This window comes from Chryseobacterium sp. JJR-5R, from assembly GCF_034047335.1.
Classification (GTDB): Bacteria; Bacteroidota; Bacteroidia; order Flavobacteriales; family Weeksellaceae; genus Chryseobacterium.
Genome location: NZ_CP139137.1, coordinates 176,957 through 195,170 on the forward strand (window position 1 = coordinate 176,957; position 18,214 = coordinate 195,170).

Here is an 18,214-nt window from a genome sequence, read left to right on the forward strand (position 1 = left end):
AATCAGGCATCGTTTTAAAAATAAATCAGCATAACCTACAAATTAACAATGGAAAAGTTTCAGAAATATTGCCTTGGTGTTTTGTTGGTGATTATATGCAGTAATGCCCCGGCACAGGCAAGCATTACCGGATGCTTTGAAAATGAAGACTGCCGGCAGCTGTATGAATGGTATCAGCATATTTTAAATCCTGATTGCAGCATTTCACAAAAACCTTGTGTAAAGAAAGAGCAGAAGGTCTATCTGGCCATCAGCCGTAAACAACATGCAGCTGATCTTATCGGAACTGTTTTTTGTACGAAGATACAAACCCATTATTATCATGATAAAGCAGGAGCAGAGCTGTTTAAAAAGCAAAAGCACAGCCAGGCCCTGCAGGACTTTGAGAAAAGCAGTAAAGCATACGCTTTCAATGATATTTTATATTTTAAAGCAAAAGTCTCAAAAATCAGGAATAAGGATTATTTAATGCTAGTGAGTTAATAATAAACATCTATTAAAATCATTTTTAACACATTAACTTAATTTTTACAGCAGAATAGTAAAACTGTAAAAATAAATAATCTAAATTACGATGAATATCGAGTTACAAAATATAAAAAACCGTTTCGGAATTATCGGGAATTTTCCTGCTTTAAACCGCGCTTTAGAAAAAGCCATCCAGGTAGCACCCACAGACATTTCTGTTCTGGTTATCGGGGAAAGCGGTGTCGGGAAAGAATTTATCCCGAAAATCATCCATTCAGAATCCAAGAGGAAACACCAGCCTTACATCGTGGTCAACTGCGGAGCCATTCCGGAAGGAACCATTGATTCTGAGTTGTTCGGACATGAAAAAGGGGCATTCACCGGAGCAACAGCCACCCGAAAAGGATATTTTGAAGTGGCAGACGGCGGAACTATTTTCCTTGATGAGGTAGGCGAATTGCCTCTACAGACACAGGTCCGCCTGTTAAGGGTCTTGGAGAGCGGTGAATTCATGAAAGTAGGTTCTTCCCAGGTGCAGAAGACCAATGTAAGGATTGTTGCGGCTACTAATGTTAACATGATGAAGGCCATACAGGACGGAAGGTTCCGTGAAGATTTATTCTACCGTCTGAATACCGTACAGATTGACATGCCGCCTTTAAGAGAAAGAAAAGGGGATATCCACCTGCTGTTCAGGAAATTTGCCATCGATTTTGCGGAAAAATACAGGATGCCTGAGCTGGAGCTGGAACCCGGTGCTGTGCATTATGTTGAAAGCTATGCTTTTCCCGGAAACGTCCGGCAGTTGAGGAACCTGGTGGAGCAGATGACCGTGGTGGAAAGGGAAAGACATGTTAGGGCGGAAAAATTAGCGGAATATATCCCTATGGAAACCCATCTTCCAATGGTGGTTAATATCCCTAATTCACAGAAACAAAGCGATTTCGGTAATGAAAGGGAAATCATGTACAAAATTCTCTTTGATATGCGTAACGATATTAATGATTTAAAATCCTTAACTTCGGAATTGATAAAAAACCGTGGCAATACGGACCTGAGCAACCATGAAAAAAACTTGATTAACAGGATTTATACGCCTGAGCCACAGCAGAATGCAGCGCCGAATTCTTTGCTGTATTTTGAGAATAACAACAGTAATGACCATCCCGTTGTGCAGACTCCTACCATTATGTCCGGCCCTGAAGAGAGTTATGAGGATATTGAAGATATTGAAATTGAAGAAAACAAACCGGAATCATTGTCACTTCAGAATAATGAGAAAGACCTGATTATCAAAGCACTGGAAAAGCATAAGGGACGCAGGAACAAAGCGGCAGACGAACTGGGAATCTCACAGCGGACCCTGTACCGGAAAATAAAACAATATAATCTTGAAGAATAAAATTAAATAATATGATGAAATTAAATGCAAAACCCGTTAATTTTAAAATGGGCGAATACATCAGCAGCGGATATACTTTTTTAAAGAGCAACTTCGGAGACGTCTTTGTTGCTTTCCTGCTTTGTTTTGTAATGTCAATCATTCCGTTTTGCGGCCTGCTGGCCATAGGGAATTTTTACAGATACTGCAGAGGGCTTAGAAAAGGCGAAAAAGTAAGTTCCGGGGATATCTTTAATTTTGACAATTTTATGCCGTATTTCATCATGCAGTTAATTTTGATCGGCGGATTGTTGCTGATTTATATCCCGATGATTATTTTCATACCGCTTATGGCTGACGGAGATAATTTTTCTGCCGGGTTCGGAATATTGTATATGATTTACCTGTTGTTCGTCTATGTTGCGATCTTTGTGGTTCTTATCAAGGCATTCTATATGACGGCATTAATTTCATTGGGAGGCATTACAGATGTTAAAACAGCCTGGAACATGTCTGTAACGATGGGGAAAGGAAACGGACTGAATATGTTCCTTTTTATCCTTGTTATTGCCATTTTAGGATATTTAGGCATTCTGGCATGCGGTATCGGACTTTTACTGACCATACCGTTTGTATACACTGCTCAGTATTTTGCCCTGGAAGACGGGATGCAGCAGATTGAATATGACGAAATAAAAGAAATCGGATCTGAAAATGAATTTTAAAAATAAAAACATAACATTTAAAATGTCCGGGTTTGCCTGGATGCTGCTTTTGTGCCTGGGAATCCTCAATTCCTGTTACAGTTTTACCGGTTCGTCACTTACCGATGAAAAAACCATACAGATCAACGAGTTCCCGAACAATGCTCCTCTGGTAAATCCTACTCTGTCACAGCAGTTCTCTACCGATATACAGAACCGGTTTTTACAGCGGACTACATTAAAAGGGACCAAAGAAAACCCGGATATTCTCGTAGAAGGTGAGATTACGGATTATTCCATTACACCTACCACCATCAGTTCCACGACCACCACGAACCAGAGTACCGGAGGCGTGGTTCAGGAATCCCAGAACAAACTGACCATCACCGTGAAAGTGCATTATGAAAATAAGCTTCACCCGGATGTAAGTTTTGACAGAAGCTATTCTGATGAAGCGGTATTCAACAGCAGTTTGTCACAGTCTGAAATCGAAGGCTCTCAGGTGAAAATAGCAACGGACAGAATTATAAACAAGATATTTAACGACATTGTAGCGAACTGGTAAGATGAATCACAGAGTCTTGGAATTATTAAAATCCCCGAAAAACATTCAGTCAGAAGACCTAAGCCTTTTGGAAGAGGAGATTGATTCTTTTCCCTATATCCAGAATATCAGGGCTTTATACCTGTATGGGGTACACCGGTATGATAAGGAAAACTATCAGAAAGTGCTTTCAACAACAGCTGCCTATACCACAGACAAGAAAATTCTGTATCAGCTGATCAACGGTAAAATTCAGCAGCGGCCCAAACCTGAAGTGGTATCTGAAGCCATCACGGAAAAGCCGGCTCCTGAAGAAAAGGTTTTAAAGCCTTTACAGCAGAGGAAAATTTCAGGTTTTCCCCTTAAAAGGGAAGATGCGCCGGTTAACGAAAACATCCCTGAAAATATTGAACCTGCAGAAGATATTGTTGAAGTTAAAGAACAGCAGCGTATACTTCCTGAGCCCAGGCCTGAAATTAAGCATGTATATGTTAACGGCGAAAAAAACAGGATTTTATTTGAAGGCGAAGAAAATTTCATGGAAGATGAGGATATAGAAACCATTGACCTTGAATCAACCCTGGAATCCGGTTCCATTGTTACCCAGAAGCCCAGAAAAGCGGAAATACCTGTTGCTGTTGAAGGTGAAGGTGAAAGTGAAAGTCAGACGGAAGAAAAAGACAGGCAAATTAAGGATCCAGGATATGGAAATCCCGAAGAATTTACCTCTGAAACAATCATTGAAGAAGAAAAAATCACTGCTGAGCCTGAAGAAGAAGTAATTCCTGACGAACCGAAATTAAATTTTCATGAAACGGAAGCTCTTGTTCCTGAAGTTCAGGTTCAGGACAACGAATCAAGAGAAACTCAGGAGCCTGATTCTGTTGAAGAACATGCCGAAAGCAGTACGGATATAAATAAGCAGGCGGAAGAGTTCACCCCTGAAACAATCATTGAAGAAGAAAAAATCACTGCTGAGCCGGAAAAAGAAGAAGTAATTTTTGATGAATCAGAATTGAGTTTCCATGAAACGGAAGCTTTTATTCCTGAAGTTGAGGTTCAGGACAACGAATCAAGAGAAACTCAGGAGCCTGATTCTGTTGAAGAACATGCCGAAAGCAGTACGGATATAAATAAGCCGGCAGAAGAGTTCACCCCTGAAACAATCATTGAAGAAGAAAAAATCACTGCTGAGCCGGAAAAAGAAGAAGTAATTCTCAATGAATCAGAATTGAGTTTCCATGAAACGGAAGCTTTTATTCCTGAAGTTGAGGTTCAGAACAATGAACCGAAAGATATTCAGGAAACTGGCACAGCTGACAATCAGGATTATGTTGAAGACCCGGATACGGCCCAACAGACTGGTTTTACTTCGGAAAAGGTTATAGATGAAGATGAAATTTCCTCAGAAAAAGAAAAAGAAGCCGTTCAGGATGATGCTGAACTGAGCTTTCACGGAACGGAATCTTTCATGCCGGAAGTAAAAATCCAGGCGAACAATACGGAGGAAAACAGTACTGCTGAAATCATCCAGCCGAATACCAATAAGCATGAAGATGAGATGCGCCGCCTGATTGAAAAGGTTGAGAAAAGGATGAAAGAAAAGGTTGCTTCTGATGCTGTTAAGAAGGAAGAGAAAGAAAAAGAGCCTGAAAACCTTGGCAGCGACATCAGTTTTGCAGAGACCCAGAGTTTTGAAATGCAGCCGTCTGAGCCGGAACGTAGGGAAGAAAATAAGGAGGATATTGTTTCAGCAGATGAAACTCAGCCCGCAGTAGCCGAAGAAGTAAAAGAAGTAGATCAAGAGAAGGAAATAATAGCAACAGAAGAATCCGCAGAAATAAAATCCGCATGGAAGCCTATGTCGTTTGAATCCAATCTTCCTGATTCTTTACTCAGCAAATCTGCAGAAACTCCCCGGCCAAAACCTGAAACAGCTGCTGAAGAAACTAAGACAGAAGAGGAAAAACCGGTTCAGGAAGAAGTTTTACCTGCAGCCGATGAGCCTGTAAAGGAAACGCTAGAAGATACCACAACAGATGAGCAGATCAATGATGGGAAAGTAAAAACAGAAACGGAAAATAAAGAAGAAGCTCCGGTAATGAATGTTTCGTTCTTTGGTTCAGGATGGAGTATTGCACAGCCTGAAAAAAACCAAAAAGAAACTGAAGAGCAGAGTAGTTATAAAGTGCAGGAAGAAAAGGCAGAAGGGGCTCCTGTAAATGTAACTGTGCCTAATCCTGCCGACAGCAACGTCCCGGGATTTATCAATACATGGCAGAGCTGGCTGAAAATTGACAGGGCTGAAGAGGTTGAAAAAGAAAAAGTGGAGGTCAAGACCAAAGTAATTGAGGCTTTCATTGAGAACAATCCTAGAATCAGTCAGTTGAAAGATGAGGTGAATTTTGTGGTGAAAGAGAAAGGAGATGATATTTCACATTTAATGACGGAAACCCTGGCCAAACTCTATGTAGAACAGAAATTATATACGAAAGCCATTAAGGCATTTGAAATCCTGATCGGGAAGATACCTGAAAAAGAAGACTATTTCAGAGATAAAATACAGGAAATCAAAGATTTCAGGAACAAATAGTTATAAATTAGATTCAGTGATAATGATTTTGTTCAATCAAATAAGGAATTTTATTCTTTAGATTTATTTCAAGTGAAAAATATAAAGCGGCGGGAGAAAGTTTTCCCGCCGCTTTATGTTTAAAGATGATTAATAACATTTTTACGTTTCCTAAGCTTCCGCCATGCTTTTCTTCCGAAAAAGATAACGGCAATAATCATGGCAATTGCAAAAACAGCGGCGATAACCGGAGCTGCGATAGCCAGGAAAGCCATAATTCCTGCACCTGCCGTTTCCGTAGTTCCGACGACGGAATTTCCCAGTCCGCCCGTTGTTGCAGTGGATGCAGCCCTGAGCCCTGCAAATCCTGAGCTGATGGTTACTGCCGTCCCGCCTCCGGCAATCAGGGCCAGAGCCCATTGCGGAAATGTTCCGAGGTCCGCAAACTGGCTGGCAAATAATATCGAGCCTGCGACCGTAGCCATAGGCACCGAAATGGTGTCCAGCAAGTGATCGACAAAAGGAATATAATAGGCTAAAATTTCCACAACTGTAGCAATTCCGGTAATAATCAGGGCCGGAAGCCCTGCAAGCCATTCAAAATGCTCATTCATGGGAATCCAGTGCAGATAGGATGACAGGCTTACGGCAAACATCGGAAGGAATACCCGGAATCCTGAAGCTGCGGCCAGGCCGATCCCGATAAATGCGCTCAGTAGATACGGTAAAAAAGGAATGTTATCTAACATGTTAATTTTCAGATTAATTGTTTTGCTTAAAGATACAAAAATGTATTCTTTTCCGTTTCACAATTTTCCGGTTTTAAAACAAACGGTTATCCGCTGTGTTTATAAAGAAAACCTCATTATCCAAAATGGCATGTTTGATATTCAATTTCAATTATATATTCAAAAGCAAAACCCTTGGCTTTAAACTGAAGTATCAGCCGATTAAATAAATCCTAAGCTTTTTTCTGGGCCTGGCAGAGTTTAATGAACTGTGCTTCCACATCCTGGAATTTCTGCGGCATTTCCTGGGAGACCCAGAAAAGCATCGCCAAGGATTTATCCCCGAAAGCCTCTTTAAACAGTTCCTTGTTCAGGCGGTAGCACTCGCGCAGAAGCCTTTTGATCCGGTTTCTGTGAACTGCTTTTTTAAAATATCTCTTGGAAACCGATACTGCAAATTTTGTATCATCAACAGGCGTGGCAGGTTTATTCTTCAGAACAATAATTCTGAGGTTCCCATGCGTTTTCCATTTACCTTTTTCAAAAAGTAAAGTAATCTCAGTTTTTTTCTTGAGTTTTTCGGCTCTGGGATATTTGAAATCTGTCATTTACGGACCGTAAATATAAGTTTTTTATTTTTACTTACTTATGTCACCCTTGCATTGATGCGGGGCAATTCGGAGATCTACTCTTTGTTCAACAGATGATTAATCACTTCCGAAGCCGTATACAGGCCGAAAATCGCAGGCATGTAGCTTATCGTTCCGTAGAATGAACGCTTGTAATTGCTTCCGTCAGTCATTTTAAGGCTCTCTTCATCCTGGATGTCATTAGCGAAAACACAGCGCACCCCTTTGTCTATTTTCTCTTTCTTAAGCCTTTTCCTTACCTGCCTGGCCAGGTGGCAGTGTTCCGTTTTGCTGATGTCCCTCACCATTACTTTGCTGGGATCTGTTTTCCCGCCTGCGCCCATTGAACTTACAATCTTTATTCTTCTTCTTTTGGCAGCGATGATCAGGCAGAGCTTCGGGGTAACACTGTCAATGCAGTCCAGGACATAATCGAACTTGTCCGAATCCAGCACTTCATCCATTCTCTCAGGATCCAGGAACTCATTGATTTTGGTCAGGCGAAGGTCGGGGTTAATATCCAGAAGCCTTTCAGCTACGATCTCTACCTTATGTCTTCCTACTGTTGAATGCAGAGCAGGCAGCTGCCTGTTGATATTCGTGATGTCTACCGTATCGCCGTCTGCGATGGTCATTTTTCCTATTCCGGCTCTTGCCAGGAATTCGGCCGCAAAGGAACCGACACCACCGAGGCCGACAACCAGAACCGTTGCCTGATTCAGCTTTTTTAAACCGTTTTCCTTAATAAGGAGCTCCGTTCTCTCCAGCCATTTCTTATCCATTTTTTATCGTCTCTAAATTTTCTAAAATCTGTTTATTCATTTTTTCCGTGGAAATGCCTCTGAGTTCCGAGGCTTTATCATACAGTTCCCCGATATTGAAATCTTCATTATCAGTTTCTAAAAAGATTCTTTCTGCAGGGATACTTTTAAAAGTATGCTGCAAAGATAAATTATACAGGAGTGCTTTTCCAAAACTCAGATAAAAATTATGGCGCAGCAGGTCGTCGGCAATGCTCTGTTTTTTATTGAAACCATGAATAATCATAGGCTGTTCGGCATATTTTTTAAGAGAAATCACTTCATAAAATTTTCTTACACAATGTATAATAACGGGTTTTCTGATTTCATTGGCTAACCTGATCTGTCTTAGAAAAACATCCTCCTGGATTTTCAGGTCCGTTTCTGCAAAAGAATCCAGTCCGCATTCGCCTACAGCAAAGCAATCTGCCGTAATATTTGATTCCAGCCACCTGAACTGGCCTTCAATATCTGCAGGATCAATATCTTTAGGATGAATCCCTATGGAATACGGGAAATTCACCGGATCTACCCTTAAACCGAGATTATAGATGCCGTTTGGCATATTTTTTTTATGATGATGAAAATCAAAAAACTCCATTTTCAAAAATAATATTAATTATAACCAAATCCTATTTCTTAAACGAACGTTTATCAGTTTGTTAAAAAATTCTTAACTTTACTAAAAGTGCACTGTATGAAGAAAAAATTTACCGAAAAACAAATTCATATACTGGATATTGCCGAAGAGCTGATTGCCAAAAAAGGGTACGAAGGAACATCTGTAAGGGATATCTGCTCGAAGGCCAATATCAATGTAGCGATGATTTCGTATTACTTTGGCTCCAAAGAAAAAATGATGTCCTACCTCTATCAGTACAGGGTATTGAAAACCAGAGAAAATTTTTCTGAATTTGCAGACACGATCAAAGACGGAAAGCCGGAAATGCAGATGAAAGAGATTATTAAATATATTGTTTCCCAGTTGTTCAAGTACAATTATTTCCATGGATTTGTTACCCAGGAGCTTCGCCATACCGATACTGTAAAGGGCGAACTGCTGGATTTTTATCAGATTTTTGTAAAAAAGCTGGATGAAGTTATTAAAAAGGGAGTGTCCTCCGGAGTTTTTACTTTTACACCGAAACCTGAAGATATCCTGACGACCATTATAGGGTCTACCTTATTCGTGATCAGGAACAGAAATTTCTATGAACTTTATGTTCCCAATAAGAGTGAAGAAACCTATGCCAAGGAAGCCGAGAAGAAAGTGAAAATGAATCTTTTAATGAGTGTTTTTGCCATTCTGGGCTATGCAGCAGACTAAAATTACGTTAAATAATCATAAAAAAAAATCTATTGGCAAAAAAGTTATATTTTTGCAAATTAGTAAATCGGCTGTATCATCCGAAAACTGTTGAATTTTTTATATGAAAAAATATATTTTAGGTGTTTTTGCTGTAGCGGTATTGTCATCTTGTGTGAGCCGGCAGGAAAAAGCAATGAAAAGTGCTGATAAAGACTTTATTCTGAAGGCAGCCAATGATAATTTTGCCAAAAAGAAATGGAAAAATGCATTAGCCCTTTACGACAGGCTGGCCAATCTTGTAGCCGGTACAGATGATTTCCCTAATGTAGGCTTTAATACGGCATATGCTAATTATTATGATAAAAACTATAAACTGGCAGGGCATCAGTTTAAAAATTTCGCGGTAAGTTTCCCGAAAGATCCGAGAGCGGAAGAAGCAGCTTATATGTCTGCATTGTGCTACTATGAAGGGTCTATGGATTATAACCTGGATCAGTCTACAACCCAGTCGGCTATTAATGAGCTCCAGGATTTCCTGAACAACTATCCCAATTCCGAAAGGTCTAAAAATATCAATACCCTTATTGATGAGCTTTCTTATAAGCTGGAACTTAAAGCTTATGAAAATGCAAAGCAGTATTTCAAGATGGGTGAATATAAGGCGGCAAACGTAGCGTTGGAAAATGTACTGGAAGACTTTCCGAGTACAAAGCTCCGTCCTCAGATTTATGATTATATCGTAAGGTCACGTTACGAGCTGGCGACAAAATCCGTTTATGACCTTAAAGACGAGCGTATTGAAAGTGCTTTGGCATTTACAAGACAGATCGAAAAAGAAATGCCGGATACTGAAGTTGCCAAAACAGCTTTGGATATCAGGCAGAAGCTTGAAAAAGAGAAAACTGATTTCGTTGTCGTAAAAAAACAGACGGAAGCAAGGATTGCCGTTTTAACGGAAAGACAGAAAAAACTGGAAGCACAGAACGCTGAAAAGTCTAAAACTGAGCAGCAGGTCAAGGATCAGCTGGATGCAGAGAAGAAGGCAATGCAGATCCAGAGGGACAGTGCGGCTATAAATACCCCGCCGCCGGCTGCCACTTTCAAGATTCAAAGATAATTCGTAAATTTGCGGACTTAATATAAATTAATATTCTCAAAATGAGTGTAAAAGATACAAAAGCAGAAGTAAATACCATTACTTACGATAAAGATAAGATTGAAGACAAGTTAGGATCAATCTATGAAGCGATTGTTATCATGGGAAAAAGAGCAGAGCAGATCAATGCTGAAATCCGTACGGAATTGCATAACAAGCTTGACGAGTTCGCTGTTCACAATTCTACATTGGAAGAAGTGTTCGAAAACAGAGAGCAGATCGAAATTTCAAAACATTACGAAAAACTCCCGAAACCAACTTCTATCGCTATCGAGGAATGGCTGAATGAAGACATCTACTTCAGGAAAACTGAAGAAAGAAAATAGAAATCAGTATGTTTTTATAAATAAAGGTCATAAAGGAAATCTTTTCTTTATGACCTTTGCTGTTTCAAAGGTTTATCATAAAAATTAAGTAATTTAGTATTCTTAAATTAAATCGTAATGGGTCTTGCCGGGAAAAAAATTCTTATCGCAGTTTCAGGAGGAATTGCAGCTTACAAAATTCACTTCCTGATCAGGGATTTTATCAAAAAAGGAGCTGAGGTTCAGATAATCATGACGGCTGATGCAGAACACTTTGTAACTAAGCTCAGCCTGTCCACATTATCTAAAAAACCGGTATACACAGACTTTTACAGTGACAACGGAACCTGGAACAGCCATGTGGAACTGGCTTTGTGGGCAGATGTGATGCTGATGGCACCATGTACGGCAAATACCCTGTCTAAAATGGTTCACGGGATGTGCGACAGCCTGCTTATGGCTACGTATATGTCTGCAAAATGTCCGGTTTTTATTGCTCCTGCAATGGATCTGGATATGTATATGCACCCTTCCACAAAGAAAAATTTAGAGCTGGCAGAAAGTTTTGGGCATCATATAATTCCTGCCGAACACGGCGAACTGGCAAGCGGGCTGGTCGGGCAGGGGAGAATGGCCGAACCCGGAACCATTGCAAAAACTGTTGAAGATTTTTTAAACTCAGATACCGTAAAAACACTGGAAGGGAAAACTGTTCTGATTACTGCCGGGCCCACCTATGAAGCTATTGATCCCGTGCGGTTCATCGGGAACCATTCTTCCGGGAAAATGGGCTTTTCCCTGGCAGAGGAAGCTTCAAAAAGAGGGGCCAGGGTTATTCTGGTTTCCGGCCCAAGTTCTGAGAAAGCCACAGGAAAAAATATTGACCTTCACAGGGTAACTTCAGCCAAAGAAATGCTGGCAAAAGTCCTGGAGTTTTATAATGTTGCAGATATCGGGATTGCAAGTGCAGCCGTTGCAGATTATGCTCCGAAAGAAGTGGCTCGGGAAAAAATAAAAAAAGAAGGTGAAAGCATGACCATCGAACTGGTCAAAAACCCGGATATCCTGAAAACAATGGGTGAAAGGAAAACCCATCAGTTCCTGGCAGGCTTCGCGCTGGAAACGCAGAATGAAGAAGAAAATGCAAAAGGGAAACTGGAAAAGAAAAACCTGGATATGATTGTGCTGAATTCCCTGCGTGACGAAGGGGCAGGGTTTAAAAATGATACCAATAAAATAAAAATATTTACCAGAACGGAAAAAAAGGAATTCAGCCTGAAATCCAAGGAAGAAGTGGCCGGGGATATCCTGGATTTTATTGAGATCCAACTTTTAAAATAATTTTAATAAATTTCCGTTCTTAATCTTTAATAAAAAATGAAAAAATTTTTAAGCATATTTTTACTCCTGTTCATAACCAATTTCGTTTTTTCCCAGGAATTACTGGCTACCGTTCAGGTAAACTCGCAGCAGCTGGGCGGAAGTAACCAGTCCGCGTACAAAGCTTTGGAGAAAAGCCTCAGGGATTTCATCAACAATACAAGCTGGACGGGGAAAAGACTTCAGAATTTTGAAAAGATCAAATCCAATTTTGCAATTGTCATCACAGAAAGAGAAGGGAACCGGTTCAGAGGAAATATTGTAGTACAGGCAGTCCGACCTGTTTTCAATACCACTTATGAATCTCCGCTGATCAACCTTCAGGATCAGCGATTTTCTTTCGATTATGTGGAAAATGAAAACCTCATCTTCAATGAAAGGCAGTTTTCAGGAAAAAACCTGATTGATGTGATCAGTTTTTATATATACCTTATCTTAGGCTATGATGCCGACAGTTTTCAGTCCATGGCAGGAACCCAGTGGTTCCAGAAAGCCCAGCAGATTGCCCAGAACGGAGAGTCACAGAATACCTATGACGGCTGGAAGCAGATCAATGAACCGAGAAGCCGTTCCATCCTGATTAAAGAAATCTTAAGCCCGAACTGGAACCAGCTGCGTGCAACGATGTACTCTTACCACAGGGCAGGCCTGGATAACCTGTTCAACCAGGATCAGACTGCCGCGAAAAAAGTTATTTTTGATGCACTGATGCAGCTGAAACAATATGAAAACTCTTTTCAGCAGGCCTATTTTTTTAATCTTTTTATGGATGCCAAAGCGGATGAAATATTCAATATATTCAATTCCGGGAATAATGGGGGGATTGTTCTGAGTGATCTGAAGAACGAGATGATCATTCTTTCGCCAAAAAATACAGAAGCCAGATGGAGCAAGTGGAAACAGTAATCTTATCTTGAATTCTGAAATCTAAAGTTCTATATTTGCAATAGCTAAAGTAACCGCTATTATCAATGCTTTCGAGAATTTACATTAAAAACTTTGCCCTGATTGATACCCTTGAAGTATCACTCAACAACGGCCTGCAGGTAATCACCGGGGAAACCGGTGCGGGGAAATCCATTATCTTAGGGGCTTTGCGGCTGATTCTCGGGGAAAGGGCGGATATAAAATCCATTTCAAATGCGCAGCAGAAAAGCATTGTAGAAACAGAGTTCGCTTTACATAATCAGTTCAAGAAATTCTTTATTGAAAATGATCTCGATTACGAGCACCAGACCATTATCCGAAGGGAAATCCTGCCTTCCGGAAAATCAAGGGCCTTCATTAATGATGTGCCGGTGACTCTGGATGTGCTGAAAGAACTCTCTTCCCAGCTGATCGATATCCATTCCCAGTTTGAAACGTCTAACCTTTTCACTTCTGAATACCAGTTTAAAATTATCGACGGGCTTTCTGAAAACAAAAAACTGATTGAAGAATACCAAAACGTATTCTCAGATTTCCAGAGCTTAAAAATCCAGCTTAAGAAGTTTCAGGTCCAGCTTTCCGAAAACAGGAAAGAAAGTGATTACAAAGAATTTTTATTAAATGAACTGGAAGAACTCCATCTTGATGATGTGGCCTATGAAGAAATTCAGAACCAGCTTTCTATACAGGAAAATGCTGAAATGATCTCTGAAAACCTGGCTAAAGTACTGTCGCGTTTCCATCAGGAAGAAGTAGGGATCCTGTCCTTTTTTAACGAAGCGAAAAACAAGCTTTCAAAAATCGCAGAAGTTTCAAATGCCTTTTCGGAACTGGATGAAAGGCTGGAAACTTCTTTTGTTGAACTTAAAGACATTATTTCCGAGCTTGAGGACGAAGCCGAAAAAATAGACATCAATCCCGAAAACCTGACCAGGCTTGCCGAACTTAACAACCGGATCAATGCGCTTCTGGTAAAACATAATGTTTCCGGTATTGAGGAGCTCAAAGAAATCAGGGATCAGCTGACCGGTGACCAGAAAGGCGCTTCTGAACTGGAAGCCCATATTGCTGATATTGAAGAAAATATTGCCAAAAAAGGAAAAATACTTCAGTCCCTTTCTGAAAAACTTTCCAAAAACAGGAAAAAAAGCATTCCGGTATTTATAAAAAAAGCGGAAAGCCTGCTTAAAAAATTAGGCCTTGAAAAAGCAAAAGTAGATATTGAACTAAAGGTTGCTCAGGATTTCAATGCCTTTGGAAAAGAAAGCATCCAGCTGTTGTTCCAGGCAAACTCCGGGTTCCCACTGAAACCTATTCAGACCGCTATCTCAGGCGGTGAAAGGTCCAGGGTCATGCTGGCCGTAAAAAAGATAATTGCAGAAAGCGATGAGCTCCCGACTTTGATCTTAGATGAGATCGATACCGGCGTTTCAGGAAAAGTAGCCGAGGAAATCGGGAACCTGATGCGTGAAATGTCTGCCGATATGCAGCTGATCGTTATTTCCCACCTGGCACAGGTGGCTGCAAAAGGAAATAACAATTACAAAGTCGTAAAACAGGACGTTGCAGGGAAAACCCAGTCGACAATTATCCCTCTGAATGACAAGGAAAAACTTAATGAAATTGCCCAGCTGCTTTCAGGAAGCAAGATTACAGAAGCTGCGCTGGCACAGGCGAAAGAGCTGATGAATTAAAATTTGAAACATATATAATAGAGATATTGAAGCTTCTGATTATTCAGAAGCTTTTTTTATTTTCATTCAGGTGTCAGTTTGTTATAAGTGGCATTCCATCGTACAAAAGAGGTTATTATCAATATGAGTTGATGGAAATCCATACCGTGTTCCGTATTTTCAAACAGATTAAGTAAAAATCTGTAACATTATTATCCTTATCCTTACTAATATAAAAAAAGATAACTATGTTTTTTAAATTCCTCAGATTAGAAATCAAAAGTTTTTTCAGGGGTTCTTCTTTAGGGATTAACCTTGCTATGAAAATCCTCCGTTTCATCGGGATTCTCTATTTCATGTTGTGTCTGGCTGGAGGGGCATTTTTCGCATTTTTCTTTGTTCAGGAAGAATTGCACAAGGATCCCTTAAAAGTGGTTTCCCGGTTTCTGATAGCAGGCTGGGCGGTAGACCTGATTGCCAAATATATCTGGCAGGAAATGCCGACACAAAATATTAAGCCGTTTCTTACCCTGAATATCCGGAAAAAAACACTGGTTAATTATCTGCTGAGCAAGACTTTTCTTTCCGTTTTCAGCTGGCTGAATTCGTTGTTCTTTATTACGTTCTGCGGGATCGCCCTGTTTAACGGGTACAGTGTAACCGGGGTTTTAGGCTGGTTCATAGGAGTTTCTCTGCTGTTTTATCTCAATAATTTCATCAATATTCTCTTTAATGATAAAGAGACGGTAGCCATTGCTGTGGGATGTATATTCCTGGGTGTTGCAGGCTTGGCTTATTACCAGATTGTCCCTGTGCTGGAATATTCGGAGCAGTTCTTTTATAACTTTTACCAAAAGCCTTATTTCGCGGTAATTTCACTCATGCTGTTTTTAGGATTATGGAAAATCTGTTTTCAGCATATCCGCAAAGTATTCTATCTGGACCAAGGCCTCGAAGCTAAAAAAGAAGTGGGGAAAACAGAAAACATCGCTTTTTTAAATAAATACGGAGCCATCGGCACTTTTATCAATAATGATATTAAAATGCTGAAGCGTAACAAGGTAACCAAAGGAATTTTATGGGGAAGTTTCATGTTCCTTTTTTACGGCATGCTGATGTTTACTTCTCCCATATATAAAACGTCTACGATGACAATATTTATGGGACTGTTTGTAACGGGCGGGTTCCAGTTCCTGTTCGGGCAGCGGGTGCCGGCTTTTGACAGTTCTTATTATCCGCTGATGATGACGCTGAATGTTCCTTACAAAGAATACCTGAAAGCAAAATGGTGGCTGATGAATATCGTGACCGCCGCTTCCATGGTTCTTGCGCTTTGCTATGCTTATTTCGGCTGGGAAATGTACCTGACTTTCTTTGCAGCGGGAATTTATAACATCGGGGTTAATTCCCAGTTTACGCTTTGGTCCGGAGCTTTTAACAAATCGCAGATCGACCTCAATTCCAAGGAAAAAAGATTCGGGCAGAAAAACAGCTTCAATATAAAGGCTTTACTGCTGCTGATCCCGAAGATGTTTCTGCCGATGACGGTTTTCGGACTGGTCCAGCATTTTTCGGGAATCACGGCGGGCGTTATAAGTGTAGCAGCAATGGGAGTAATCGGATTTTTATTCAGGGAAAAAATCTTCGATATTATCGTGAGGCATTACAAAGTGGAAAAATACAGTACGTTGGAAGCATTCAAAAATAAAGATTAATCAAATCATAACCATAACCATAACCATATGATCACCATAGAGAATTTATCAAAAACATACGGAAAAGCAACCGTCTTATATATCGAAAACCTGGAAATTCCAAAAGGTGAAACTTTCGGGCTGGTAGGCAATAACGGAGCAGGAAAAACAACGCTTTTCAGTGTAATGCTGGACCTGATTCAGGCAACAACAGGGTTTGTAAGCATTGATGGAATTAAAGTCAGTGAATCGGAAGCATGGAAGAACAAGGTTTCTGCTTTTGTGGATGACTCTTTCCTGATCGGGTATTTAACACCGGAAGAGTATTTCTACTTTATCGGTGAGCTGAGAGGCCAGAACAAAGCTTCAGTAGATGAGTTCCTGAAGCAGTTCCATGACCTTTTCAGCGGCGAAATTTTAAACTCCGGGAAATACGTCCGGGATCTCTCCAAAGGGAATCAGAAAAAAGTAGGGATTGTAGGTGCGATTATCGGAAACCCTGAGATTATTATTCTGGACGAGCCTTTTGCAAACCTGGACCCGTCCACACAGATCAAACTCAAAAACCTGATTAAAGAACTGTCCAAGCAGGATGGGGTGACATTCCTGATCTCAAGCCACGACCTTTCCCATACTACGGAAGTCTGCAACAGGATTGTAGTAGTGAACAAAGGGAAGCTGGTGAAAGATATCAACACCAACCCTGAAACCCTTAAAGACCTGGAGCAGTACTTTGCAGATCAGGTTTCATCTCCGCCCGCTGAGCCTGATTATAATAAAGCAGAATAATTTGCGATGATTTTACAAAGCAGCTTTATTTAAATCAAGACTATCAGATTAAAAAAATCCCTTTCAATTGTTTTCTGAAAGGGATTCTGTATTTTAAATGTAATGGAAATATATTGTTAAACTGTTGGTTTCCAATCTACCACCGCTCTGATAAACGCTTCTGCATTTTCCAGAGGGATATTCGGCAGGATCCCGTGTCCGAGATTGGCAATGTATTTATCCTTTCCGAAGCGGTTGATCATTTCATTCACCATCTTCTTAATGGTTTCAGGCGTAGAATGCAGTCTGGCAGGATCAAAATTTCCCTGCAGCGTCACTGAATTGTTGGTCAATTTTCTCGCGATTTCCGGGGTAATTGTCCAGTCCACGCCCAAAGCCGAAACATTGGCCTGCGTCATGTCCTCCAATGCGAACCAGCATCCTTTCCCGAATACCACCACATGGGTCAGCGGGCTTAAAGCCTCAACAATCTGATTGATATATTGCCATGAAAACTCCTGGTAGTCTGTCGGAGACAGCATTCCGCCCCATGAATCGAAAACCTGGACGGCAGAAACGCCTTTTTCAACCTTTCTTTTTAAATAGGCAATGGTGGTATCTGTGATTTTCTGTAGCAGTAAGTGGGCAGCTTCCGGCTGTTGGAAACAGAAAGACTTCGCAATATCAAAAGCCTTGCTTCCTTTTCCTTCCACGCAGTAGCATAAGATTGTCCACGGTGAACCTGCAAAACCGATGAGCGGAATTTCATTATCTAATTTCTGTAAAGTCAGTTCAATGGCATCAAAAACATATCCTAATGTATCGTTTACATCTGGTACCGCAACATTCTGAACCTGTTCCATTGTTCTGATCGGAGTATCCAGCCATGGGCCTACGTTTTCCTTCATTTTAAAATCAATTCCCATGGCCTGTGGCACTACCAGAATGTCAGAGAACAGAATCGCTGCATCCAAGGGATATCTTCGGATAGGCTGTACCGTAATTTCAGAAGCCAGCTCCGGGGTCTGGCACCGGGTAAAGAAATCATATTGGTCACGAAGCGCAATAAATTCAGGCAGGTACCTTCCGGCCTGTCTCATCATCCATACGGGCGGCCTTTCTACGGTTTCCCCGCGAAGGGCTTTTAAATATAAGTCGTTTTTAATCATAATGTAT

General features: G+C 40.7%; 18 protein-coding genes. 13 read left to right on the forward strand and 5 right to left on the reverse strand.

Annotation, left to right across the window (positions count from 1 at the left end; genetic code table 11):
- The first annotated feature begins 48 nt into the window (after positions 1-48).
- The 5 genes from SD427_RS00850 (at position 49) to SD427_RS00870 (ending at position 5,690) form a co-directional block, all read left to right on the forward strand.
- The gene (locus SD427_RS00850) at positions 49-483 is read left to right on the forward strand and encodes a hypothetical protein (RefSeq protein ID WP_320559445.1); all 435 of its coding nucleotides are present in this window, start codon (positions 49-51) and stop codon (positions 481-483) included.
- A 91-nt stretch (positions 484-574) separates the two neighbouring features.
- Positions 575-1,870: a sigma-54 dependent transcriptional regulator gene (locus tag SD427_RS00855; RefSeq protein ID WP_320559446.1), complete on the forward strand. Its 1,296-nt coding sequence runs from the start codon at positions 575-577 to the stop codon at positions 1,868-1,870.
- Positions 1,871-1,881: 11 nt separating this feature from the next.
- Positions 1,882-2,574, forward strand: coding sequence for a hypothetical protein (locus tag SD427_RS00860; protein ID WP_320559447.1), 693 nt, complete (start codon positions 1,882-1,884; stop codon positions 2,572-2,574).
- On the forward strand, positions 2,564-3,118 hold the full coding sequence (locus SD427_RS00865; protein ID WP_320559448.1) for an LptE family protein: 555 nt from the start codon (positions 2,564-2,566) through the stop codon (positions 3,116-3,118). The genes SD427_RS00860 and SD427_RS00865 overlap by 11 nt, the downstream gene beginning before the upstream one ends.
- Positions 3,119-3,134: 16 nt before the next feature.
- Positions 3,135-5,690, forward strand: a complete 2,556-nt coding sequence (locus tag SD427_RS00870; protein ID WP_320559449.1) for a hypothetical protein — start codon at positions 3,135-3,137, stop codon at positions 5,688-5,690.
- A gap of 119 nt (positions 5,691-5,809) precedes the next feature.
- On the opposite strand, the gene SD427_RS00875 is transcribed toward SD427_RS00870, so the two are convergent.
- The 4 genes from SD427_RS00875 to SD427_RS00890 all read right to left on the reverse strand — a co-directional run bounded on the left by SD427_RS00875 (position 5,810) and on the right by SD427_RS00890 (position 8,391).
- Entirely contained in the window at positions 5,810-6,418 is a 609-nt protein-coding gene (locus SD427_RS00875) for a DUF4126 domain-containing protein (protein ID WP_320559450.1), read from the reverse strand.
- A 212-nt stretch (positions 6,419-6,630) separates the two neighbouring features.
- Positions 6,631-7,005 (reverse strand): ribonuclease P protein component, encoded by a 375-nt coding sequence (gene rnpA / locus SD427_RS00880; RefSeq protein WP_320559451.1) that lies wholly within the window; start codon positions 7,003-7,005, stop codon positions 6,631-6,633.
- Positions 7,006-7,082: 77 nt separating this feature from the next.
- Positions 7,083-7,808 (reverse strand): tRNA threonylcarbamoyladenosine dehydratase, encoded by a 726-nt coding sequence (locus SD427_RS00885; RefSeq protein WP_320559452.1) that lies wholly within the window; start codon positions 7,806-7,808, stop codon positions 7,083-7,085.
- A complete protein-coding gene (locus tag SD427_RS00890) occupies positions 7,801-8,391 on the reverse strand; it encodes a TatD family hydrolase (RefSeq protein ID WP_320559453.1) in 591 nt (196 codons plus the stop codon). Before SD427_RS00890 ends, SD427_RS00885 begins: the two co-directional genes overlap by 8 nt.
- 132 nt (positions 8,392-8,523) lie before the next feature.
- Between SD427_RS00890 and SD427_RS00895 the strand changes: the two genes are divergently transcribed.
- The 8 genes from SD427_RS00895 to SD427_RS00930 all read left to right on the forward strand — a co-directional run bounded on the left by SD427_RS00895 (position 8,524) and on the right by SD427_RS00930 (position 17,059).
- Complete coding sequence (locus SD427_RS00895; RefSeq protein WP_056219335.1) at positions 8,524-9,153, forward strand: TetR/AcrR family transcriptional regulator; 630 nt, start codon at positions 8,524-8,526, stop codon at positions 9,151-9,153.
- A gap of 103 nt (positions 9,154-9,256) precedes the next feature.
- Entirely contained in the window at positions 9,257-10,252 is a 996-nt protein-coding gene (locus SD427_RS00900; protein WP_320559454.1) for an outer membrane protein assembly factor BamD, read from the forward strand.
- A 41-nt stretch (positions 10,253-10,293) separates the two neighbouring features.
- Entirely contained in the window at positions 10,294-10,617 is a 324-nt protein-coding gene (locus SD427_RS00905) for a DNA-directed RNA polymerase subunit omega (RefSeq protein WP_056219342.1), read from the forward strand.
- Positions 10,618-10,734: 117 nt separating this feature from the next.
- Entirely contained in the window at positions 10,735-11,937 is a 1,203-nt protein-coding gene (coaBC, locus tag SD427_RS00910) for a bifunctional phosphopantothenoylcysteine decarboxylase/phosphopantothenate--cysteine ligase CoaBC (protein WP_320559455.1), read from the forward strand.
- 36 nt (positions 11,938-11,973) lie between these two features.
- Complete coding sequence (locus tag SD427_RS00915) at positions 11,974-12,882, forward strand: DUF4835 family protein (RefSeq protein ID WP_320559456.1); 909 nt, start codon at positions 11,974-11,976, stop codon at positions 12,880-12,882.
- A gap of 65 nt (positions 12,883-12,947) precedes the next feature.
- On the forward strand, positions 12,948-14,597 hold the full coding sequence (locus SD427_RS00920) for a DNA repair protein RecN (protein ID WP_320559457.1): 1,650 nt from the start codon (positions 12,948-12,950) through the stop codon (positions 14,595-14,597).
- A gap of 227 nt (positions 14,598-14,824) precedes the next feature.
- A complete protein-coding gene (locus SD427_RS00925; RefSeq protein ID WP_320559458.1) occupies positions 14,825-16,291 on the forward strand; it encodes a DUF5687 family protein in 1,467 nt (488 codons plus the stop codon).
- Positions 16,292-16,318: 27 nt separating this feature from the next.
- Positions 16,319-17,059, forward strand: a complete 741-nt coding sequence (locus SD427_RS00930; RefSeq protein WP_320559459.1) for an ABC transporter ATP-binding protein — start codon at positions 16,319-16,321, stop codon at positions 17,057-17,059.
- Positions 17,060-17,175: 116 nt separating this feature from the next.
- Here the strand turns inward: SD427_RS00930 and hemE are convergent, their stop codons facing one another.
- Positions 17,176-18,207 (reverse strand): uroporphyrinogen decarboxylase, encoded by a 1,032-nt coding sequence (gene hemE / locus SD427_RS00935; RefSeq protein WP_320559460.1) that lies wholly within the window; start codon positions 18,205-18,207, stop codon positions 17,176-17,178.
- Positions 18,208-18,214 lie beyond the last annotated feature (7 nt).